This window comes from Flavobacterium chungnamense (assembly GCF_039539165.1).
Lineage (GTDB): Bacteria > Bacteroidota > Bacteroidia > Flavobacteriales > Flavobacteriaceae > Flavobacterium > Flavobacterium chungnamense.
In genome coordinates this window covers 158,863-181,322 of record NZ_BAABCS010000020.1, presented here as the reverse complement: position 1 = coordinate 181,322, position 22,460 = coordinate 158,863, and the positions used below count along the sequence as shown (strand labels likewise).

The 22,460-nt window shown below is 31.5% G+C and carries 20 protein-coding genes; 12 read left to right on the top strand and 8 right to left on the bottom strand.

Features of this window, described 5'->3' with window-relative positions; genetic code table 11:
* Positions 1-2: 2 nt before the first annotated feature.
* From ABD771_RS11300 to ABD771_RS11290, 3 genes are all read right to left on the bottom strand, one after another.
* The gene (locus ABD771_RS11300) at positions 3-371 is read right to left on the bottom strand and encodes a hypothetical protein (protein ID WP_345094598.1); all 369 of its coding nucleotides are present in this window, start codon (positions 369-371) and stop codon (positions 3-5) included.
* 72 nt (positions 372-443) lie between these two features.
* Complete coding sequence (locus tag ABD771_RS11295; RefSeq protein WP_345094596.1) at positions 444-824, bottom strand: RidA family protein; 381 nt, start codon at positions 822-824, stop codon at positions 444-446.
* Positions 825-843: 19 nt separating this feature from the next.
* The gene (locus tag ABD771_RS11290; protein ID WP_345094594.1) at positions 844-3,537 is read right to left on the bottom strand and encodes a putative LPS assembly protein LptD; all 2,694 of its coding nucleotides are present in this window, start codon (positions 3,535-3,537) and stop codon (positions 844-846) included.
* A 134-nt stretch (positions 3,538-3,671) separates the two neighbouring features.
* Between ABD771_RS11290 and ABD771_RS11285 the strand changes: the two genes are divergently transcribed.
* The 9 genes from ABD771_RS11285 to ABD771_RS11245 all read left to right on the top strand — a co-directional run bounded on the left by ABD771_RS11285 (position 3,672) and on the right by ABD771_RS11245 (position 13,840).
* The gene (locus tag ABD771_RS11285; protein WP_345094592.1) at positions 3,672-4,841 is read left to right on the top strand and encodes an N-acetylmuramoyl-L-alanine amidase family protein; all 1,170 of its coding nucleotides are present in this window, start codon (positions 3,672-3,674) and stop codon (positions 4,839-4,841) included.
* Positions 4,842-4,875: 34 nt separating this feature from the next.
* Positions 4,876-5,826, top strand: a complete 951-nt coding sequence (locus ABD771_RS11280) for an MlaD family protein (protein WP_345094590.1) — start codon at positions 4,876-4,878, stop codon at positions 5,824-5,826.
* Positions 5,827-5,841: 15 nt separating this feature from the next.
* Positions 5,842-7,176, top strand: coding sequence for a 4Fe-4S dicluster domain-containing protein (locus tag ABD771_RS11275; RefSeq protein ID WP_345094587.1), 1,335 nt, complete (start codon positions 5,842-5,844; stop codon positions 7,174-7,176).
* 130 nt (positions 7,177-7,306) lie between these two features.
* Positions 7,307-7,753 (top strand): LNS2 domain-containing protein, encoded by a 447-nt coding sequence (locus ABD771_RS11270; protein WP_345094585.1) that lies wholly within the window; start codon positions 7,307-7,309, stop codon positions 7,751-7,753.
* A gap of 76 nt (positions 7,754-7,829) precedes the next feature.
* Positions 7,830-8,621 carry a (Fe-S)-binding protein gene (locus ABD771_RS11265; protein ID WP_345094583.1) on the top strand — a complete coding sequence of 264 codons (792 nt, stop codon included), beginning with the start codon at positions 7,830-7,832 and terminating at the stop codon, positions 8,619-8,621.
* Between the two features lie 86 nt (positions 8,622-8,707).
* A complete protein-coding gene (locus ABD771_RS11260; RefSeq protein ID WP_345094581.1) occupies positions 8,708-9,190 on the top strand; it encodes an ABC transporter ATPase in 483 nt (160 codons plus the stop codon).
* Between the two features lie 15 nt (positions 9,191-9,205).
* Positions 9,206-12,205 (top strand): serine hydrolase domain-containing protein, encoded by a 3,000-nt coding sequence (locus ABD771_RS11255; protein WP_345094579.1) that lies wholly within the window; start codon positions 9,206-9,208, stop codon positions 12,203-12,205.
* 67 nt (positions 12,206-12,272) lie between these two features.
* Positions 12,273-13,421, top strand: a complete 1,149-nt coding sequence (bshA, locus tag ABD771_RS11250) for an N-acetyl-alpha-D-glucosaminyl L-malate synthase BshA (protein WP_345094576.1) — start codon at positions 12,273-12,275, stop codon at positions 13,419-13,421.
* The gene (locus tag ABD771_RS11245; protein WP_345094574.1) at positions 13,418-13,840 is read left to right on the top strand and encodes a protease complex subunit PrcB family protein; all 423 of its coding nucleotides are present in this window, start codon (positions 13,418-13,420) and stop codon (positions 13,838-13,840) included. Before bshA ends, ABD771_RS11245 begins: the two co-directional genes overlap by 4 nt.
* A gap of 34 nt (positions 13,841-13,874) precedes the next feature.
* Here ABD771_RS11245 and ABD771_RS11240 read toward each other — a convergent pair whose 3' ends face one another.
* The gene (locus tag ABD771_RS11240) at positions 13,875-14,378 is read right to left on the bottom strand and encodes an outer membrane protein (RefSeq protein ID WP_345094571.1); all 504 of its coding nucleotides are present in this window, start codon (positions 14,376-14,378) and stop codon (positions 13,875-13,877) included.
* 177 nt (positions 14,379-14,555) lie between these two features.
* Positions 14,556-15,371, bottom strand: a complete 816-nt coding sequence (locus ABD771_RS11235; protein ID WP_345094569.1) for a hypothetical protein — start codon at positions 15,369-15,371, stop codon at positions 14,556-14,558.
* 156 nt (positions 15,372-15,527) lie between these two features.
* Between ABD771_RS11235 and aroC the strand changes: the two genes are divergently transcribed.
* The 3 genes from aroC to ABD771_RS11220 all read left to right on the top strand — a co-directional run bounded on the left by aroC (position 15,528) and on the right by ABD771_RS11220 (position 19,573).
* Positions 15,528-16,595, top strand: a complete 1,068-nt coding sequence (gene aroC / locus ABD771_RS11230) for a chorismate synthase (protein ID WP_345094567.1) — start codon at positions 15,528-15,530, stop codon at positions 16,593-16,595.
* A complete protein-coding gene (locus ABD771_RS11225) occupies positions 16,595-17,851 on the top strand; it encodes a dicarboxylate/amino acid:cation symporter (RefSeq protein ID WP_345094565.1) in 1,257 nt (418 codons plus the stop codon). Before aroC ends, ABD771_RS11225 begins: the two co-directional genes overlap by 1 nt.
* Positions 17,852-17,914: 63 nt before the next feature.
* A complete protein-coding gene (locus tag ABD771_RS11220; RefSeq protein ID WP_345094562.1) occupies positions 17,915-19,573 on the top strand; it encodes a T9SS type A sorting domain-containing protein in 1,659 nt (552 codons plus the stop codon).
* A gap of 42 nt (positions 19,574-19,615) precedes the next feature.
* Here the strand turns inward: ABD771_RS11220 and ABD771_RS11215 are convergent, their stop codons facing one another.
* The 3 genes from ABD771_RS11215 to ABD771_RS11205 all read right to left on the bottom strand — a co-directional run bounded on the left by ABD771_RS11215 (position 19,616) and on the right by ABD771_RS11205 (position 22,404).
* Positions 19,616-19,753 carry a hypothetical protein gene (locus ABD771_RS11215; protein WP_345094559.1) on the bottom strand — a complete coding sequence of 46 codons (138 nt, stop codon included), beginning with the start codon at positions 19,751-19,753 and terminating at the stop codon, positions 19,616-19,618.
* Positions 19,754-19,820: 67 nt separating this feature from the next.
* A complete protein-coding gene (locus ABD771_RS11210) occupies positions 19,821-20,234 on the bottom strand; it encodes a thiol-disulfide oxidoreductase DCC family protein (protein WP_345094557.1) in 414 nt (137 codons plus the stop codon).
* A 1-nt stretch (position 20,235) separates the two neighbouring features.
* On the bottom strand, positions 20,236-22,404 hold the full coding sequence (locus tag ABD771_RS11205; RefSeq protein WP_345094555.1) for an endonuclease MutS2: 2,169 nt from the start codon (positions 22,402-22,404) through the stop codon (positions 20,236-20,238).
* Positions 22,405-22,460: the final 56 nt, after the last annotated feature.

The window sequence follows — 22,460 nt, the reverse complement described above, 5'->3', positions numbered from 1 at the left end:
AATCACAATTTTCTATACTTAATAAAATACAAAAGCATCAATGCTAAATAGGGAAGAGTTGATAGAGCAATTTTGTAATTCAAAGCCATAATTCCAATAAAGAAAAAGAAAAGCACTAAAATACCTAAAAGAAGAACGGCTAAAGTATTTAGTTTTCTATTAAAGTTGGAAATAAGAGCTCCTAAAAGCAATACCATTTGAGTTAAAAATCCAATAAGAATTATAGGATGCGTGAAGTTGCTAAACCAACTTTCAGTTTTGGAGAAAATTTCTATTTCGCCTTCAAAAATAAACATAGCATTGTTAGGAGGCCATTCTAAATAACAAAATTGAAAGGCAATGAGTAAAGCTAAATTTAAAAGGCGTTTCATTACTAAAAAGTAGTTTGTAGTAATCAAAGCTACAAAATAATTTTCAAAATTTACCTTAGTATTTGGAGTTTTCTATTTGACAGCAGTCATCGAAATTTCAACATTTACACCTTTAGGCAAACCAGCTACTTGAACGGTTTCTCTTGCAGGTGCTGTTTTCTCGTCGAAGTAGCTTCCGTAAACGCTGTTTATTCTGGCGAAATCGTTCATGTCCATGATGAAAATCGTTGTTTTTACTACGTTTTCAAAAGTCATTTCAGCAGCTTCTAGAACGGCTTTCATGTTTTCCATTACTTGTTTGGTTTCGGTTTCGATATCGTCTAAAACCAATTCCATTGTTGCAGGATTCAAAGCAATTTGTCCAGAAGTGTAAAGTGTATTGCCCACCAAAACAGCTTGATTGTAGGGACCAATAGGAGCAGGAGCTTTATCTGTAATAATTATCTTCTTCATAAAAATCTAATATCTAAAATTATCTCAACGTTTGATCTCTTTGTTTTTGTTTATCCCACTTAATGTCACTCAAGACACCAGCTTTGATTCCAATAAAGAATCCCCAATAGGAGTTTTGTCCAAAAGGCGACCAATTGAAACTCATGTTCCAACTCATTAAATCACGATTTAAACGTATTTGTGTAAAAGTTACACCTTTATTGGTGAAATCATATCCAGAGGAAACTCCGATACGCCATTTGGGTGTCAAATCAGTATTAGCAGAAACCATCAAGGAATGACTGGAGATTTTCTTTTCACCAGTTATATTGGAGTAGGTGACCGAATAGGCTAAATTAACATCCCAGGGTATTTCGGCATTGTAGAAACCTTTAAAGGTATCTTCTTCCTCTTCATTTGGATCAAGTTCTTGAGGTGAATTTATTTCGGCATTGTCTCCAAACAAATCATCTTCACGTCCACCATTTCTAGCACCTTGAATATTTTTCTTTTTATCGTCTTTAGAACTAGTTAACGAATAATTTATAGTCATGTTGGCGCTGGTCATTCTAAAAAGTCCGCCACCATTTTCAATATTAAACGTATTGATTCTTTGATTTTCTGAACCAAGCGCATAAGGATCTAAAGTTGCAGCAAAGTTCACATTCATTTTTTGTTTGAACAATAAAGTTCCACCACTAATACGCATTGGTGACCAACGTAAAGAATCGGCTGCCATATCATAACTTCCTGAAAAGGTTAAGTTATTCAATAAAATAATCTTCTTTGGTGCAGTTGCAGTAGAATCTTTATCTCTTACTTTAGCTTCAAATTTATTGTTGATACTAAATCCAATATTATTGGCAAATGTTTTACTTGGAGCACCAAAAGCTCCGTTTTCAAATCTTGTATAACTTGCCATTGTTCCGCTTGCATCTGTAGCATAAGTATCGTAATACTTTTCAAAACTTGGTAAATAACTATGAGAAATAGAAGGTGTAATAGTATGACGAATAGATTGAATTTTAGCAGTTTCTTTAAATTTGAAAGTACCATAAATTACCGTTCCAACAGAGTTTGAAAACGAGTAAGTTCTAAAAGCATCAAAACCATTCACATCTGTTGTAACTACTTTTCCAACAGGAAGAACAGGTGGGTTTGAAGTGACTTGAAACTCTTTTTTAATGGTTTTCAAATACCAAGTTTCTTGATAATTAACTGAGGTTGATACACTAAAATGTTTGAATACTTTAAAGTTAGTACTCAACGGAATGGTGTGTTGCATTCCTGTTCTAGCTTGGTCAAACATTTCCTTTTTGAAGAACAAAGTGTCGGTTGTTTGAAATTGGTTTTCTGCTCTAAGATTGTATTGTAAGTTTATGTTTTTGATAAACCCTTTTTTAACTCCATCTTTTGGAGCAAAAGGAAATATTCTGTCAACACTTGCTTGTAGCGTTGGCAAAGTCATACTAATCAGTTTTGTTTGGGTATTCTGTGAATGATTTGCGGTAACCGATAAGTTCACTTGCGGAACAGAATTGAATGTTCTCTGATAGGAAATAGACGAATTCAAAGTGTTGTTTAATGAGGAACCAATATTTGCAATATTTATGGATTGCTGGAAATACTGACTACTTCCTAAATTTACTGAAGCCGAAAATCGAGAATTCGGATTCGACTTAGGGTCTTTCATATGCGACCATTGAATATTGTAAACTCTACTTTTAGAATAATCGGGAAAACCTCTTTCGCTATTAATTTGGTTTTCAAAACGTACGTTTACATTTCCGTTAAAATTGTATTTACTGGCATAACTCGATTCAAACCGCAAGGCATAACTTCCGTTGGTGAAATAATCACCGAGAACGGTTAAATCATATTTATCGCTTAAAGCAAAATAATATCCACCGTTTTGTAAAGCATAACCACGTGTATTGTTCTGTCCAAAACTTGGCGGAATAATTCCAGAACGACTTTTTTCTGTTATAGGAAAGAAGGCAAAAGGTAACGCAATTGGAGTTGGCACATTGGCTATGTACATGTTTGTCAATCCGACTACTACTTTTTTACCTGGAACTAATTTAGCTCTTCTTGCAAAGAAATAGTATTCAGGATCATCAAGATCTTTGGCTGTTGTTATTCTAGCTCCTTTCATAAAATAAACAGAATCGTTTTCTTTTTTAACAATATCTGTTTTTATATTTAAGTCTTGTTGCGATGTTCTAGAATTCCAAATCAAGGCTTTCTTAGTTTTATAGTTGAAACGAATGGAATCGGGTTCAACAATATTGGAACCTTGTTTAAACAAAGGAAGTTGGGTGTAATTTCCTGAAGAATCTTTCAATCTTCCAGCATAAACTTCGTTTTTTTCATAGTCAAAAACAATAATACCCGATTTTAATTCGTAGTCTAAGTAGTTTAATTCGGCACCATCATAGAGTGTGATTATTTTTTTCTTTTGGTCAAACTTGGCATATTTTTTTGCACGATATTTTACTTTACCTTCAAGCACCGATTTCATTTTTTTTACGGTATCAAGCTTTAAAGTATCAATTTTTTTAACCGTAGGATTGGGCAATTCAGGTTCTGTTTCTATTGCTTTTTCAGGCTTATTTGCTTGATTTTTAGCAGGAAAAGATTTCTTACTTTTAGGCAATTCTTGCGCAAATAAATTGGAACTTCCAATTGTTAGGAAATATGCTGATAAAACGATATAAAATAAGTTTGTACGCAAAGGTTTAAATGCTATTTTTGTAAAAATATGGCTTGATTTTTGAGGAGCCAAACTTACATATTATTTTTTGTCAAAAATAGATAAATAATAAATTTATAACCTTGCAGTTTTAATTAAAATTAACTTTTGTAACAATGATTAACACAAATAGAATCAAATATACCTTTTCTTTAACATTATTGATGTGTACTTTAATTGGTTTTTCGCAATCCAGTAAATTTAAAGTAGCTTTAGATGCCGGACATGGAGACCATGATTATGGTGCAGTATATAATGGTCATATCGAAAAGAACATCAACTTAGCCATAACTCTAAAAGTGGGAAAGATATTAGAAAAGAACTCTAGTATAGATGTCATTTACACAAGAAAAACGGATGTTTTTATTGGTTTGGTAGAACGTGCAAATATCGCAAACAGAGCAGATGCAAATATTTTTGTTTCCATTCATTGTAATGCCAACAAGAATACTGTTGCCGATGGAACTGAGACTTATGTAATGGGTATGTCTAAAAATGCTTCTAATCTTGAAGCTGCAAAAAGGGAAAATGAGGTAATTACTTATGAAAAGGATTATAAACAAAAATACCAAGGTTTTGATCCTAACAAACCAGAAACGATGCTTGGAATGACTATTATGCAAGAAGAATTTATTGAAAATAGTATTGCTTTAGCTGGTAAAATTCAAGATAGATTTGTTCAAGATTTAGGCAAGAAAAGTAGAGGCGGAGGCGTAAAGCAAGCTCCTTATATGGTTTTGCATAAAGCTTATATGCCAAGAGTTCTTATTGAAACGGGTTTTTTATCAAATACTATTGAAGGAAATGTTTTAGATTCTGAAGAAGGGCAACAAGATATTGCAGAAGCTATTGCTAAAGCTATTATAAGCTACAAAAAAGATTTCTTTGATGGTGGTGAAGTAGATGCAACTCCAGAAATAAAACCATCTCAAAGAGTTGAAGATAAACCAATAAAAACTACTCCAGAACCAAAGAAAGTGGATTCTGTTATTAAAAAAACGGAGCCAAAAGTGGAATCAAAACCAACTGCAAAAGGAGTTGTTTTTAAAGTTCAAATATCGGCGAGTTCTAAGAAATTAGAAAACACACCGAGTAATTTCAATGGATTAAAAAACATATCTAGTTCTTACAATAATAATATCTATAAATATATGTATGGTGAAACATCAAATTATGATGAAGCCAAAAAATTATTACAAGATGCAAAAACAAAAGGTTACTCCTCAGCATTTATTATTGCTTTTAAAGACGGCAAAAGCGTAGATGTGAAAGATGTTATCAAATAATATACTATTTTTGTAACCTAAAAAAACAACGATTTTGAAATTATCAAGAGAAATTAAAACTGCTATTTTAGTTATTGCCTCTATTTTATTATTTATTTGGGGTTATAGCTTTTTAAAAGGAAGAGACTTATTTACCAACTACAAAAATCTATATGTAGAATATGATAATGTAGAGGGATTAACAGTTTCCTCTCCTGTTACTATTAACGGATTGGTTGTTGGTAAGGTAAATAGTGTAGTTATCAATAATGAAACAGGAAAAATCAAAGTTGAAATGCAAATCAATTCTGATTTTCCTATAAAGAAAACTAGTGTAGCCGAAATTTATGCTCCAAGTCCAATTGGTGGAAAACAGATTGCAATTTTGCCAACTAAAGAAGGTCAGGATGCTGTTGATGGCGATTTTCTAATTTCATCAAGCAAACTTGGTTTAACAGATGAATTAGCTAAGCAAATAGAACCTCTAAAAGATAAAATCACTAAACTTCTTGATAATGCTAATGTAATGTTAGAAAATGTAAATCAAGTTTTGGATGCGAAATCTAAAGAGAATCTTAGAAATAGTTTGGCCAATTTAAACGAGACTTTAGCACAATTTAAAGATGCTTCTAAAGAAGTAAATGAAATGTTAGCTCAAAACAAGTCTAAAATTAGTGTTACTTTGACGAATGTTGAAAAAGCTTCAGCTAATTTCTCTAAAGTTTCAGATTCTTTGGCTAAAGCAAATATTGGTCAAACGGTTAAGAATTTAGAAAAAACGCTTGCTAATGTTGATAAAATGATGGGTGATATGCAAGCTGGCAAAGGAACAATGGGTAAATTGATGAAAGACGATGCGATGTATAATAATTTTACCAAGACTTCTAAAGAATTGGAGTTGTTATTACAAGACTTGAGATTAAACCCAACGCGCTATGTTAACGTTTCACTTTTCGGAAAGAAAAACAAACCTTACGTTGCGCCAACAAACGATACAATTAAATAGAATAAAACGACTATTATGGGAATTTTAGCCAATATATTTTTTGCAATATTATTAATTATAGGATTTGGATATTTTACAATTAATGTAAAGAAACTTATTCGAAATATAAAACTTGGACAAGATGTAAACCGTTCCGATAATTCTTCTGAAAGATGGAAGAATATGGCAATGATTGCACTTGGTCAATCTAAAATGGTTAAAAGACCTGTTGCAGGTTTTCTTCATATTATTGTATATGTAGGTTTTGTAATCATCAATATTGAATTATTAGAAATCATCATCGACGGACTTTTTAGTACGCATCGAGTTTTCAAATTCATGGGTGGTTTATATGATGTACTTATTGGTTCGTTCGAAATTCTTGCTTTTTTAGTCCTTGTTGCGGTAGTTATTTTTTGGATAAGAAGAAATGTTACTAAGCTTAAACGTTTTGCAAGTTCCGATTTGAATGGAAAACCAAGGAATGACGCAAATTATATTTTATATTTCGAAGTAGTTCTGATGTCATTATTCCTTTTAATGAACGCTGCCGATTTGCATCTTCAAAATCTTCCAGAAGTTTTTGGTCATTATGAAAAAGCAGGTTCGTTTCCAATTTCACAATTTCTAACTCCAATTTTTGATGGTATGAGTACACAATTGATATTCATGTTGGAAAGAACTTTTTGGTGGTTACACATTATCGGGATTTTAATTTTCTTAAACTATTTATACTTTTCTAAGCATTTGCATATTCTTTTAGCGTTCCCAAACACCTATTTTGCTGATTTAAATGCTAAAGGGAAATTTGATAATCTAGAAAGTGTTACTAAAGAAGTAAAGTTAATGATGGATCCAAATGCCGATCCATTCGCAGCACAACCTGTTGATGAAAACGCTGTTCCAAGTAAATTTGGTGCTAGTGATGTAATGGATTTGAATTGGGTACAATTATTAAATGCATACACTTGTACCGAATGTGGACGTTGTACTTCAGCTTGTCCTGCTAATCAAACAGGGAAAAAATTGTCTCCACGTAAAATCATGATGGATACAAGAGATAGACTTGAAGAAGTTGGAAGAAATATTGATAAAAATAAAGGAGTATTTGTGCCTGATAATGTATCATTATTAAACAATTACATTACAACAGAAGAGTTATGGGCATGTACATCTTGTAACGCTTGTGTTGAAGAGTGTCCGGTAAATATTAGTCCATTATCAATCATTATGGATATGAGACGTTTCTTAGTTATGGAACAAAGTGCTGCACCACAATCATTAAATGCAATGATGACCAATATCGAAAATAATGGTGCTCCATGGCAGTACAATCAAATGGATCGTTTGAATTGGAAAGATGAACAATAATTGATGAATAAAATTCATCTGATTTTGATTGTGATATATCGCAATTATATATAAAAATAAATGATAATTTTCCATGTTGTGAGGATTGGAAACTTGTCTAAATGAATGTGAAATAATAAAATTTTAAAAAATGAAAGCGGAAGACATTTACAAAACCTTACAACCAGTTACTGAAAACGGACAGCATTTAAGTCCAATTTTAAAAGAAGGAATTAAAAATTATTTAATCGACATTGACGGAACTATTTGTGATGATATTCCAAATGAAGAACCAGAAAGAATGTTAACTGCCGAGGTTTATCCGGACGCATTAATTACTTTAAATAGATGGTATGATGAAGGTCACATTATCTTTTTCTTCACTTCGAGAACTGAAGCACACAGAGAATATACTGAACGTTGGTTAAAACAACACGGATTCAAATATCATGGAATGGTAATGGGTAAACCTCGAGGAGGAAATTATCATTGGATTGATAATCATTTAGTAAAAGCAACTCGTTACAGAGGAAAATTTACAGATTTGATAGAAAAAGAAGTAACCATCGAGGTTTTTGACGATGGACAACATGAATAATATTAAATATAAGATTTTAGATATTAGATTTTCAAAATATATCTAATATCAAAAATCTAAAATCTAAAATTAAAAGATGTCAGAAGTATTGAACGTGCCAACAATGGCAGAAATGTTAGCTCAAGGCAAGCAACCAGAAGTATTATTTTGGGTAGGTTGCGCAGGAAGTTTTGACGATAGAGCAAAAAGAATTACCAAAGCGTTTGTACGAATTTTAAATCGTGCAAATGTTGAATTTGCCGTTCTTGGAACAGAGGAAAGTTGCACAGGTGATCCTGCAAAACGTGCCGGAAACGAATTTCTTTTTCAAATGCAAGCCATGATGAACATTGAAGTTCTAAATGCTTATGAAGCAAAGAAAATAGTAACAGCTTGCCCACATTGTTTCAATACTTTAAAAAATGAATATCCTGAATTAGGAGGAAAATATGAAGTTATTCATCATACAGAATTCCTAAAATCACTATTAGATTCAGGAAGATTGACTATTGAAGGAGGACAATTTAAAGGTAAAAAAATTACTTTTCATGATCCATGTTATTTAGGACGTGCTAACAATATTTATGAAGCACCAAGAGATTTAATTCAAAAATTGGATGCCGAATTGGTTGAAATGAAACGTTCTAAAGCCAACGGACTTTGTTGTGGAGCAGGTGGTGCTCAAATGTTTAAAGATGCCGAAATAGGAAATAAAGAAATCAACATTGAAAGAACAGAGGATGCTCTTGAAACCAAACCAGATATTATAGCAGCAGGTTGTCCTTTTTGCAATACTATGATGACTGATGGAGTTAAAAACAAAGAAAAAGAAGCTGAAGTAAAAGTTCTTGACATTGCCGAATTAATAGCAAACGCTCAAGATTTATAAATTTCAAAATTGTCTCACAGTTCCAAAAATTTGGGAGTTCGAAGTGCTAATATCTAAAATCTGAATTCTAATATCTAATATCAATCATGTACATACCATTTGAAAATTTACCTCAAGAATCTAGAATTTGGATTTACCAATCCAATAGAAAATTTTCTGATGAAGAAGTTGCTGAAATTGAAAAACATTTGATGCAATTTATTGAAAATTGGTCAGCTCACGGAACTTCACTAGAAGCTTCCTTCACTATTAGATACAATCGATTTATAATTCTCTCAGTCAATCAAGAATTTCATCCTGCAACTGGATGTTCTATAGATTCATCGGTTGGATTTATTCAAAATTTAGAACAAAAATACAGTGTAGATTTATTAGATAAAATGAATGTTGCTTTTAAACAAGGTGAATTTATCACTTACAAAACACTTTTAGAATTTAAAAAACTAGCAAAAGATAAATCGGTTTCTGAAAACACAATAGTTTTCAATAATCTCGTTAATACTATTGAAGAGCTCAATGAAGGTTGGGAAATTCCTGCATGTGAAAGCTGGCACAGTAGATTCTTTTAATCTTTATCTCCTTTCATGAAAAATATAAGTAAGCTACTTTTATTATTTGTAATAATAACTTTTGTAACCAACTGTGGACCTACAAAGGGAAAATCTTCTGTTGGTGTAATTAAAAAACCTGAGTTAGTAATTGAGGAAGACCTTTATATTCCTGTTCCAAAATCAGAGCGTAAAAATTATTTTAAAGAAACTTCATTAGAAACAAAATGGGTTGATAGTATTTATACTCAAATGACTTTTGAAGAAAAAGTAGGACAATTGTTTATGGTTGCTGCTTATTCTAATAAAGATACTGTTCATTTTAATGCAGTTGAAAAGCTAGTTACTCAGAATAAAGTTGGTGGTTTAATCTTTTTTCAAGGTGGTCCAGTTCGTCAAGCCAAATTAACTAATCGTTTTCAATCAAAATCAAAAGTGCCTTTGTTTATTGGAATTGACGCTGAATGGGGATTGAGTATGCGTTTAGATTCCACTTACAAATATCCATGGAATACGACACTTGGAGCAATAAAAGATTTACGACTTATAGAAAAAGTGGGTAGGAATATGGCTCAAGAAGCCAAACGAATTGGAGCTCATTTCAACTTCGTTCCAGTTTTAGATATTAATACCAATCCTAAAAATCCTATCATTGGACACCGTTCTTTTGGTGAAAACAAAGTAAATGTTACTGAGCACGCCATTGCTATTATGGAAGGAATTCAAAGCGAAGGTGTATTTTGTACAGGAAAGCATTTTCCGGGACATGGTGATACTGCTTTAGACTCGCATTATGCTCTGCCTTTGGTGAATTTTACAAAAGACCGATTAGAAAAAGTTGAATTGTATCCTTACAAGAGAATGTTTGATGAAGGATTAGTTTCTGTTATGGTAGCCCATTTGAACATTCCAAGTATTGAGCCACGAGATAATTTTCCGACTTCTGTTTCGTATAATGTTGTAACTAATTTGCTTCAAGAAGAATTGGGATTTGACGGTTTGATTTTTACCGATGCTTTAAATATGAAAGCGGCAAGTAAGTTCATGAAACCTGGTGATATTGATTTGGAAGCTTTTATGGCTGGAAATGATATTTTACTTTTTGCAGAAAATGTTCCTTTGGCTTATCAAAAAATTTCAGAAGCTTATAATAACGGATTAATTACAGAAGAACGTTTAGCAAAATCGGTTAAAAAAATATTGGCTCATAAATTCAAAATCGGTTTAAACCACTACAAACCAGTTGATATAAAAAATATAGCACCTGATTTAAATACTACTTTTAAAGATGCGCTACAATATCAACTTTTCGAACATGCTACAACGGTTTTAAAAAATAAAGATAATGTCCTTCCAATCAGAAATCTTGACCAGAAGATTGCTTATGTAAAGTTGGGTGATGATGTTAATTCTTCTTTTGTTTCTACATTAAAAAAATATACTGAAATAACAGAAATTTCAGAAGATAACATTGACTCACTTAAAGTAAGACTTAAAGACTATAATACTGTCATAGTAGGTTTTCACAAATCGGATAGAGCTTGGAAAAAGCATGATTTTTCTGAAACTGAATTGGTTTGGCTTCAAGAAATTTCTAAAAATAATGTAGTAATTTTAGATGCATTTACTAAACCATATTCTTTGTCTGCAATTACGAGTTTTGATGATATTGAAGGTGTGGTAATGTCTTATCAAAATGGTGATATTGCTCAAGAAGTTAGTGCTCAATTACTTTTTGGAGCTTTTGAACCTCAAGGAAAATTACCAGTATCAATCAACGAAGAGTTTAAAGAAGGTTTCGGATTGAGAACTGAAAAATTAAATAGATTAGGATTCACTGCACCCGAAAATGTTGGGATGAGTCCAAGTATTTTATCAAAAATTGATACTTATGCTAAAAAAGCTATTGATGGTAAAATGGCTCCTGGAATGCAAATTTTAGTAGCAAGAAGAGGTAAAGTTATTTTTCAAAAATCCTATGGTTATCACACTTATGATAAGCAAACAAAAGTATCGAATTCAGATATTTACGATGTTGCTTCGATTACGAAAATGGTTGCTACTTTGCCTAACGTAATGCAACAATATGATAAAGGAATAGTAACTTTAGATTCTAAATTAGGAGATATGTTGCCAATGTTTCAAGGAACCAATAAGCAAGATATTATTTTTAAAGATTTGCTTTCTCATTATGCAAAATTGCAAGCGTGGATTCCTTTTTACAAAAACACTTTAGATGCTGAGAAGTGTCCTTCTGATAAAATATATAGCTTATATAATAAAGAAGGATTTAATTATCAAGTTGCTGAGAATCTATACATCAGAAATGATTATCAAGATAGTATTTTAAAACAGATTGCCGATAGTAAACTTTTGGACAAAAAAGAATACAAATACAGTGATTTTACTTTTATTATTTTAAAAGAATATCTCGAAAAAGCGACTGGAAAAACTCTTGATAAATTAAGTACAGAGAATTTCTATAAAACTTTAGGCATGAATAATACCATGTTTAATCCACTTAGAAAGTTTGATTATAGTGTAATTCCTCCAACAGAAAACGATAACTATTTTCGTCATACTATAATTCAAGGTTATGTTCATGACATGGCAGCTGCAATGCAAGGTGGTGTCGCAGGGCATGCAGGAATTTTTTCAAATGCTATGGATATTGCCAAAATGATGCAATTGTATCTTCAAAAAGGTAATTATGGAGATAAACAGTATTTTTCTACAACAACATTTGATACTTTCAACACTTGTCATTTCTGTTCAGAAGGAAATAGGAGAGGTTTAGGATTTGATAAACCTCAATTAGGAAAAGAAGGACCAACTTGCGGATGTGTATCCATGTCGAGTTTTGGACATACTGGTTTTACAGGCACTATTGCTTGGGCAGATCCAGAAACTGAAATTGTATATGTGTTTCTGTCAAACAGAACCTATCCTGGTAATACAGAGGTTAATAAACTTTCTAAAGAAAATATTAGAGAAGATATTCAGAAGATTATTCAAGAAGCTATTTTAGATAAATAGATTTTTAATTTTTTGTTAACGAATTTCATTAGGATTTTCAGTAACTTCGTACTTCTAAAAATCAGCAATGAAAATAGCAATCGTTTGTTATCCAACTTTTGGTGGAAGTGGCGTAGTAGCTACAGAACTAGGCCTAGAATTAGCACATCGCGGACACGAAATTCATTTTATTACCTACAAGCAACCAGTTCGTTTGGCACTTTTAAACTCTAATGTGCATTACCATGAAGTAAATGTTCCTGAATATGCTTTGTTTCACTATCAACCATATGAATTGGCTCTTTCGAGTAAATTGGTAGATATGGTAAAGTTGTATGGAATTGAATTATTACACGTTCACTATGCAATACCTCACGCTTATGCAGGTTATATGGCTAAGCAAATGTTGAAAGATGAAGGAATTAATATACCAATGGTTACGACACTTCATGGTACTGATATTACCTTAGTAGGAAAACATCTATTTTATAAAACGGCTGTTTGTTTTAGTATAAATAAATCGGATGTAGTTACTTCTGTATCACAAAGTTTAAAAGAAGATACCTACAAACATTTTGATATAAATAAAGAAATTCATGTTATTCCTAATTTTATCGAGTTAGAAAAGCATCGCAATGAACCCTTGATATCTTGTCAACGTTCTGTCATGGCAGAAAAACATGAACGTATTATTACTCATATAAGTAATTTCAGAAAAGTTAAGAGAATTCCAGATGTGGTTAAGATTTTTTATAAAATTCAACAACAAATTCCAGCCAAATTAATGATGGTAGGTGATGGTCCAGAACGTGAAATTGCCGAAAAAATATGTTATGATTTAGGTATTCAAGAAAAAGTAATTTTCTTTGGCAATAGTAACGAAATAGATCAAATTCTTTCTTATTCCGATTTATTTTTATTGCCTTCTGAAACCGAAAGTTTTGGTCTAGCAGCTTTAGAAGCTATGGCTTGGTCGGTTCCTGTTATTTCAAGTAACTCTGGAGGTTTGCCAGAAGTCAACTTTGATGGAGTCTCAGGATATTTGAGTAATGTTGGCGATATAGATGAAATGGCTGAAAATGCTATAAAAATTTTAAGCAATATTGATACCTTAAATACGTTTAAAGAAAATGCTTTATCGGTAGCAAAACAATTTGATATAAAAAACATATTGCCAATTTATGAAGAAATCTACCATAAAGCAATTGAAAAATCTAAACAAATAAATTTATCATGATAAAAAAAATCGGTGCAATTTTATTAGTTATAACACTTTTTTCTTGCTCTTCATCAAAACCTCCAATGATTTCAGAACCCATGTATGATGTGCTTTTTGGAAGTGATTATGGTGGAGCCTCATTTCAATTTTACGAAATTGTTTCTGATGAAAGAGAATTTAATATTCTTCTTACAGATGATATGATAAAACCTTATGTCAAAAAGGAAGATATAGAAACTTGTAATTTTATATTAGTTAACATGGGAGAAAAAAAATCAGGCGGTTATACACTTGAAGTTCAAAAAGTTGAAGAATTAGCTGACAAAGTTATTGTCACTTTAAAAGAAATTGAGCCTAAAGGAGTAGCCACAATGGCAGTTACTAAACCATGTTATGTAATAAAAATAAAATCTAAAAAACCTATAGAAATAAAATAAAAAAATCCCGATTGAAAAATCGGGATTTTTTTTATTAGAATTTGTATCTAATTCCTAAGGCTAAATCTGGACCAAAATTATCTTCTCTATAATTATCAGAATTAAAATAGAGTTCAGGTCTAATGTCTAAAGATAATTGAATAGGCACTTCATTAAAGTTATATTCAATACCTAAATCACCAGCTACAAAAACAAAGGTTCCATTGTCTTTGTATTGATTTCCATTAGCTCTATAATCATAACTCCAACTTCCTAAACCACCACCAACACCAGCATACCAGTTAAAACCACCATCAATATTCCATACCCATTGATAAACACCTGTGAGTTTAAAGGCATCTACATCATTACTATTTCTAAAACCCAAATCAAGCTCTAAACGATTGTTTTTAGATAAACCTCTTTGATACGAAACTTCTCCACCAAAACCATCATTGTCTCCAAGTCGCAAACCTAATGCGTTTTTTGAAATGTCTTGTGCTTGTGCAGTAAATGCTAATCCAATTAACATCAGCGCTGATAGAATTACTTTCTTCATAATATTGTTATTTAAAGTTTATATTATAACAACCTTAAATGGTCAATTATTGTGCCGTTAGTTGTTAAAACATTCTAAATGTGAGTTTGTATTCATTAAGTCATTGGTTATAAGACAAAAAAAGTGACAAATTGGAATAGCCTATTTGTCACTTTATCTAAAATTTTAAAAGAATTCTTAGTTTATAAGAAACGATTTTATGCTTTCTGTTTGCGTTTGGTTGAAAGTTGAAGGAATCGGTAAAGTAACATTTGGGATACTATTCAATTGATAATTCAAAACAGTATTTGCATATATCATACCAACATTTTTACTATAATATTGATTAGAAACAATTACATCTTGTGCAGGCATAATAGTTATAGTTACAGGTATTCCAGAAACAGTTTGTACCGTTGTAATTTTTAAATTTAATACAATTTTTGTTTTTCTAATATCTGCATAATCATCTCCATTAGGAAAAAGATAAGATGCTTGGCTACCATTATATACCGATTTTAAGGTATAATCAATTGTTAAAGGATAAGTTTGGACTGTTTGGTTGATTGTACCTGAAGTAGTACTTAAAACTTGACCAACAATAGCACTTTCTTTAAAGAAAATAAAATCTGTTACATTTAAACTGATAGGTGAAGTTAATCCAAAATCAAAACTAAAATTCCCAGTCATAAGTAATTTACTTCCGTCAATTTTTATTCCATTATTTCTTAAAGTCGAACTGAAAAAACCAGTTGGTATATTTAATGTTTTTAATTTTTTATAGGTTACCGAATTGATTAATGTATCATTAGCAACATAAATTGAATCTCTTGTTAAAGGGTTAGTAGTACTACTTAAATCACTATCAATATCATAAGTCCAATAATTATTGTTTTTTAATGGTAAAAACTCCGTTGGTGATTCATTTCCATTGTCAGAATTATTATCGTTATCACTTGAACAAGATGTTAAAAAAATCAGTAACAATGATGTAATTAAAAATTTAGTTTTCATATCAAAATTTATTTATTTGGGCTAAAATAATAAAAAAGTTTTTATCTTTCATAAATATATAAAATCATTTAACAAATAGAATTCTTACTTAAATTTAAACTGTAAACTTTTAAACTTTAAACTAATCGACTATATTTGTTCAAAACTAATATAAAAATGGCTGGGAATAGCTACGGAACACTTTTTAGGGTTACAACTTTTGGAGAATCTCATGGTGATGCTCTTGGTGGTATAATTGATGGATGTCCTGCAGGAATTGAATTAGATTTTGATTTTATACAAAATGAAATGCAACGCAGAAAACCAGGACAATCCTCTATCGTTACTCAACGTAAGGAAGAAGATGAAGTTCAATTGTTATCAGGCATTTTTGAGGGAAAAACTACCGGAACTCCTATTGGTTTTATGATTCCAAATACTAATCAAAAATCAGATGATTACTCGCATATAAAAAATTCTTATCGACCAAGTCATGCCGATTATGTATATGAAAAGAAATACGGAATTCGTGATTATCGTGGAGGCGGAAGAAGTTCAGCAAGAGAAACAGCAAGTAGAGTAGTTGCTGGAGCTATTGCTAAACAAGTTTTAAAAGATTTTAAAATCAATGCTTTTGTTTCATCGGTTGGTGAAATTTTTATTGATAAACCTTATCAAGACTTAGATTTTTCTTTAACCGAAACCAATGCTGTTCGTTGTCCAGACCTAGCTTCAGCTGAAAAAATGGAAGCCTATATAAAAGAAATAAAAAAACAAGGTGATACTATAGGTGGAACAATAACATGCGTTATTCAAAATGTTCCAATCGGATTAGGTGAACCAGTATTTGACAAACTTCATGCTGAATTAGGAAAAGCAATGTTATCGATTAATGCAGTAAAAGGATTTGAATTCGGAAGTGGTTTTTGTGGCGCCAAAATGAAAGGTAGCGAACATAACGATTTGTACAACGACGATGGAACTACAAAATCAAATCTTTCCGGTGGAATTCAAGGCGGAATTTCTAATGGAATGGATATTTATTTTAGAGTTGCTTTCAAACCAGTGGCAACTTTAATTCAAAAGCAAGAAGTGTTAACTAACCAAAATGAAATAATTGAGCAACAAGGCAAAGGCCGTCATGATCCTTGTGTTGTGCCAAGAGCAGTTCCAATTGTCGAAGCAATGGCTGCTATCGTTTTAGCCGATTTTTATTTACTAAACAAAATTTATCAAGCAAAATAATGACATCACAAGTAGAACAAAAAAAATCAATTTTATCAAATCTTACAGTTCAAATATTAATTGCTGTTGTTTTAGGAGCAATTTTAGGAGTGTTTGTTTTTAAAAATTTTGATGAAGCATTTAGAACAACGTTTAGTAAAAACATAAAATTGTTGGCTACAATATTTATTAGATTAGTTCAAATGATAATTGCTCCATTAGTTTTTACAACATTAGTTGTTGGAATTGCTAAGCTAGGTGATATTAAGTCAGTTGGTAGAATTGGTGGTAAAGCTTTAGGATGGTTTTTTACAGCTTCATTTATATCTCTTTTGATTGGAATGTTTTGGGTAAACATATTAGAACCTGGTAAAAATATAGTATTGACTGATGTTAATGTTGAATCCGCATCAGAAATAGTTGCAAAAACCGAAGGATTTTCAGCACAAAATTTTGTTGAGCATATTATACCAAAAAGTATTTTTGAAGCAATGGCAACTAACGAAATATTACAAATTGTAATTTTTTCAATTTTCTTTGGATTGGCTGCCGCTTCTATAGGAGATCATGCTAAGCCTGTAGTAAATGCTTTAGATAAAACTTCACATATTATACTTAAAATGGTTACTTATGTAATGAAATTTGCTCCATTCGGAGTTTTTGGTGCAATTGCAAGTGTTTTGGCATTAATTGACTTTTGGGAATTAATCAAAACTTATATATACTTTTTTGGATCATTTTTAATTGGTATTGCTTCTCTTTGGGTAGTTTTGTTACTTATAGGTTTTATATTTCTGAAAGGAAAAATGATAGTTTTGCTCAAGCACATCACTTCTCCAATGGCAATTGCATTTGGAACTACAAGTAGCGAGGCTGTTTTCCCAAAATTGACAGAAGAATTAGAACGATTTGGCGTAAAAGATAAAATTGTTTCATTTATGCTTCCACTTGGATATTCATTTAATCTTGACGGAAGTATGATGTACATGACTTTTGCAAGTATTTTCATCGCACAAGCTTATGGTGTACCTTTAGATTTGGGAACTCAAATGACGATGCTTTTGGTTTTAATGCTTACAAGTAAAGGAATTGCTGGAGTTCCAAGAGCTAGTTTGGTGGTAGTTGCGGCTACTTGTGGAATGTTTGATATTCCAACTTTAGGTATTGCATTAATTTTACCAATTGACCATTTTTGTGATATGTTTAGAAGCGCAACCAATGTTTTAGGAAATGCTTTAGCTACGTCTGTAGTAGGAAAATGGGAAAAAGAAAGTTAAAAAATTAAAAAATTAAAAATTAATAACTAAATTTGAATTCGAAAAAAACTTTAAATCATTTTTATGAAAAAAATTACTTTATTATTTGTGTTATTGCTCTCTGCAATTTCTACAGAAATTTATGCTCAAACGGATTACTTGCCAGTAGGTGCTGGTAATAGTTCAACACAAGTTCGTGGACCTCAAGGTACTAATAGATACCATAGAAGTGTTTGGATTTTGACTGCTGCAGAAATGACAGCTGCAGGATTTACAACAGGTAATACTATCAATGCTTTAGGATTTAATTTTATTAATGGTCTTGATATTGCTACTACTGGTAACATTCAAATTTATTTGCAAAACTCTACGGATACAGCAAATACAAAAGGTACTGCATGGACTTCGGTTATTACCGGTATGACAAGTACATACAATGGTTCAGTTACTTTGCCAACAGCTTCAGGAGATTTCTACATGCCACTTTCAACAAATTTTAATTATACAGGTGGTTCTCTTTATGTTGCTTTTGATTATCAAAATGCTGCAGGTAATCTTGCTACTGTACCAAGTACTATTCCTGCAAATACTGCTGTTGCTAGTGGTACAAGAACAGCAACTAGTGCTACTGCTGCTCCAACTACATTAGGAGCTTTTTCAACTTTCAGACCACAAACTATTTTAGGAAAATTAGTTGATTGTGCTCGTCCATTGGATGTAGCTGTACCAAGTACAACTTTAAACTCAGCAAATATTACCTTTACTTCAAGTAATCCTGTTAATATCCAATATGGAGCTTATGATTTTGATCCAGCAACAACTGGAACTTATGCTAATGGAGTTTCTTCTCCTTACACTTTGAATGGCTTACAACCGAGTACAGCTTATGAAATCTATACTAAGTCTGATTGTGGTGGGTTTTTAGGAACTAGTGCTAATACAGTACCAGTATCATTTCATACTACTTTCCAACCAGCAACTCCTAGCTACAACACAAGTTTTGAAATAGATAATCACCCAAATATTGGATGGGTAGCTGATGAAGAACCAAATGGTACTGATTGGTTTATGGTTTATGGAGGAACTGGAAGTGCTTTAGTTCAAAATGGATTATACTCATGTGTTTCTCTAGGAAGTGCAACAGCTCAAGCTTCAGGAATTATGTATTCAAGAGGTATAAATTTACAAGCAAGTGGTAATCCAGTAACGATTACATTTCAAGCAAGTAATTATCAAGCTACTGGAGCAACAAACACTTCAACTTTTACTATAACTGCAGGAACTAGTCAAACTGCCGCTGCTCAAACTATTGCAGTTGGTACTGGAACGGCAACAACTTCTGCTTTTGCTTTGAAAACATTTACATTTACTCCTCCAACAACTGGAGTATACTACATTGGTGTTAGAAATACATCTCCTATAAATGGTGTTGCAAACTCAACTCACGCGTTAATCATTGATAACTTCACAGTTTCTCAAACATTAGCTAATAATGAAGTGTTAGAATCTAAATTCTCTACTTATCCAAATCCAGCTAAAAACGTAATTAACGTTGCTAATACTACAGATGCTTTAATTTCTGGAATTGAAATTACTGATATCAACGGTAGAGTTGTTAAAAACCAACAATTCTCAAATGTAGCTGAAGTTCAAGTAACTGTTTCAGATTTAGCTCAAGGTATGTATACAATGAAAATAGTTTCTGATAAAGGAATTGTTACTAAAAAAGTGATTAAAGAATAATTACTATTCTTTACTAAATAAAAAAAAGACTAAGCAATTTGCTTAGTCTTTTTTCTTTTTATCACTTCCCATCATGAGGAAAACGGCTCCAACTAATCCAATGATAACTAAAGAAAAGACTCCAATCATAATGAAAGTTCCATTATCATGAGAATAAAGAGGTAACAATAAGTTGTTCATGATTTCAATTGTTTAGGATACTCAAAAGTATTTCAAAAAAGTTAATTGAAATATGACAATTATCATACTAAAGGAATTTTGATTTCAACTCTGGAGTTGGTATCATGCAGCTATCTTTTTTGCCATACCATTTGTATCTATTTTTTGCAACAAAATCATATCCAAAATTTTTTATAAAATTTGGAAGTATAGAGAGGTAACTTGTAAAACTAATCAATCCTCCTAAATCTTTCGCAATATTAAAAGCTGCATCCGCTTTTACAAAATAAGCCATACCAGGAATATAAAGAATGATACTATCCGTTTGAGAAGTATCAACCTTAATGTAATCAATAATTTTTTGACCAAGTTCAGATTGTATAGCAACAAATCTAAAGACATCATTAACATCCTTTTTTATCACATATTGTACAGTGGCATCACACAAATTGCATACACCATCAAAAAGAATAATTTTTTTATCTTTTGGTAATTCTTCCATATTATTTTGGTCTTTCAACAAATTCTAAAGCATCCAAACTTACTTTTGATGTAAATACTCCATAATTTACAGTTGCTTTGTTTTTTTCAATACCATCAAGTGTTCCAACTGCTTTACCATCAAACATTCTAACTCGATCACCAATTTTAAGTGCAATTTTAGGTTTTTCTGGAACTTCTTTTAATTTTAATTTTTTCTCTTTCTTTTCTTGTCGAATTTCCTCAACTTTAACTTTAACTTCTTCAGCAACCTTTTTTTGAATAACTTCTTTTTCCTTTAACTCTTTGGCTGTTGCTTTTTTCCGTTTGGAATTTTCAATTTCTACCACTTTTAAAAATTCACCAATAAGTGTTTTTCTGTCTTTATTGTTAAAATAAGTAGAAGAAATTTCATCAATCTTTTGTCCCATATAAATCAATCGCTGATTGGCATCATACAATTCTTGGTAACGTTCTAATTTATCTTTTATCTTAGCATTAATAGATTCCATTTTTTTACTTTCCTCGCGTGCTTTTGATTCTTCCTCTTTCAAATTTAAAGAAGTTTTTTCCATTTTGGAGCGTTCTTTTTGCAAAGTAGCTATGGTTTTATCAAATCTTACTTTGCCACCTTCAATTTTCTTTTTGGCTCTGTTAATTAACCCAAATGGGATTCCATTTTTTTGTGCCACTTCAAAAGTAAAAGAACTTCCAGCTTGTCCTAAATGCAACTTATACATTGGTTCGAGTGTTCTTTCATCAAATAACATATTGGCATTTGTGGCATTGGGTAATTCATTTGCCAATATTTTTAAATTAGTATAATGCGTTGTAATAATACCAAAAGCTTCTCTATGATAAAATTCTTCCAAGAAAACTTCTGCCAAAGCGCCACCTAAATCAGGGTCGGAACCAGTACCAAATTCATCTATTAAAAATAACGTTTTAGAGTTACATTTTTTTAAAAAGTAATTCATGTTTTTTAAACGGTAACTATAGGTGCTTAAATGATTTTCAATAGATTGATTATCTCCAATATCGGTCAAAATTCTGTCAAAAAGAAAGGTTTCGCTACGTTCATGAACTGGAATCAAGATACCACTTTGTAGCATTAATTGAAGTAACCCTATTGTTTTAAGTGAAATTGTTTTTCCTCCTGCATTTGGTCCAGAAATAACTATAATGGTACTCTCAGGATTCAATTCTATTGTTTGAGGATGAGTAATTTCATTTTTTAATTTATTATTCAAATATAGTATAGGATGGTAGGCATCTCTAAAATACAAACGTTTTTTATCGGAAATATTTGGTAGAATTCCATTGATTTTATTGGCATATTTTGCTTTAGCAGCAATAACATCAATATCACTTAAAAACTCTTGATAGCTAACAATTAATTCATGAAACGGACGAATATCATTGGTAAGTTGTTTCAAAATTCGTGTAACTTCTTCTTTTTCTTCATATTCTAAGTTATTCAATTCTCTAGAATATTTTAATGTAGCTTCTGGCTCAATATAGGCAATACTTCCTGTTTTAGAACTTCCTAAAATCGAACCTTTTACTTTTCTTCTGTACATTGCTAAAACAGCTAAAACTCTTCTGTTTTCTACAAAGCTTTCTTTGATGTCATCCAAATATCCTAAAGAATTGTATTGGCTCATTGCCATACCAAAGCTTTGATTTACTTTTCCGCGAACGACATTCATATCACGCCGAATATTCAATAAATCTGGCGATGCATTATCTCTTACTTCACCATGTTTATCAATTACTTCATCAATATATTTGACAATCTCTTTGGTAACTTGAATTTGACTAGCTTTCTCATTAAGTTTGGAATAATATTCTTGAAATTTCTTGAAAAATAAAATCAAAGTATTTGCGGTTTCTGAAACCGTTGCTATTTTTCTAAATCCAGAAACTTCTAATTGACTTCCATCAATGGACAAAAACTTTAACTCATTATTTATAGAATCAAAACCATGATTTGGAATAGCATTATTATTTGAGTAGGAGGAAACGTACTCAGAGGTTTGCAACAAATTATTCATCAAAAGATTTTTCTCTTTAAATGGAGTAATTTCAAGTGCTTTTATTTTGCCTAATTCGGTATTACATCGCTCTGATATAGTATTTAGTATAGTGTCAAATTCTAAATCCTGAAGCGTTTTATTGGTTATTGAAATCATTCTAATATTTTGTGAATTCAAAGTTACGAATGTTGACAAGCATATTGCAATAGATT

Coding starts and splice junctions, on each gene's coding strand:
- ABD771_RS11275 (WP_345094587.1), top strand. CDS start 5,842: ATGGGAATTTTAGCCAATATATTTTTTGCAATATTATTAATTATAGGA.
- ABD771_RS11300 (WP_345094598.1), bottom strand. CDS start 371: ATGAAACGCCTTTTAAATTTAGCTTTACTCATTGCCTTTCAATTTTGT.
- ABD771_RS11260 (WP_345094581.1), top strand. CDS start 8,708: ATGTACATACCATTTGAAAATTTACCTCAAGAATCTAGAATTTGGATT.
- ABD771_RS11255 (WP_345094579.1), top strand. CDS start 9,206: ATGAAAAATATAAGTAAGCTACTTTTATTATTTGTAATAATAACTTTT.
- ABD771_RS11265 (WP_345094583.1), top strand. CDS start 7,830: ATGTCAGAAGTATTGAACGTGCCAACAATGGCAGAAATGTTAGCTCAA.
- ABD771_RS11295 (WP_345094596.1), bottom strand. CDS start 824: ATGAAGAAGATAATTATTACAGATAAAGCTCCTGCTCCTATTGGTCCC.
- ABD771_RS11205 (WP_345094555.1), bottom strand. CDS start 22,404: ATGATTTCAATAACCAATAAAACGCTTCAGGATTTAGAATTTGACACT.
- ABD771_RS11220 (WP_345094562.1), top strand. CDS start 17,915: ATGAAAAAAATTACTTTATTATTTGTGTTATTGCTCTCTGCAATTTCT.
- ABD771_RS11235 (WP_345094569.1), bottom strand. CDS start 15,371: ATGAAAACTAAATTTTTAATTACATCATTGTTACTGATTTTTTTAACA.
- bshA (WP_345094576.1), top strand. CDS start 12,273: ATGAAAATAGCAATCGTTTGTTATCCAACTTTTGGTGGAAGTGGCGTA.
- ABD771_RS11225 (WP_345094565.1), top strand. CDS start 16,595: ATGACATCACAAGTAGAACAAAAAAAATCAATTTTATCAAATCTTACA.
- aroC (WP_345094567.1), top strand. CDS start 15,528: ATGGCTGGGAATAGCTACGGAACACTTTTTAGGGTTACAACTTTTGGA.
- ABD771_RS11240 (WP_345094571.1), bottom strand. CDS start 14,378: ATGAAGAAAGTAATTCTATCAGCGCTGATGTTAATTGGATTAGCATTT.
- ABD771_RS11285 (WP_345094592.1), top strand. CDS start 3,672: ATGATTAACACAAATAGAATCAAATATACCTTTTCTTTAACATTATTG.
- ABD771_RS11270 (WP_345094585.1), top strand. CDS start 7,307: ATGAAAGCGGAAGACATTTACAAAACCTTACAACCAGTTACTGAAAAC.
- ABD771_RS11215 (WP_345094559.1), bottom strand. CDS start 19,753: ATGAACAACTTATTGTTACCTCTTTATTCTCATGATAATGGAACTTTC.
- ABD771_RS11245 (WP_345094574.1), top strand. CDS start 13,418: ATGATAAAAAAAATCGGTGCAATTTTATTAGTTATAACACTTTTTTCT.
- ABD771_RS11210 (WP_345094557.1), bottom strand. CDS start 20,234: ATGGAAGAATTACCAAAAGATAAAAAAATTATTCTTTTTGATGGTGTA.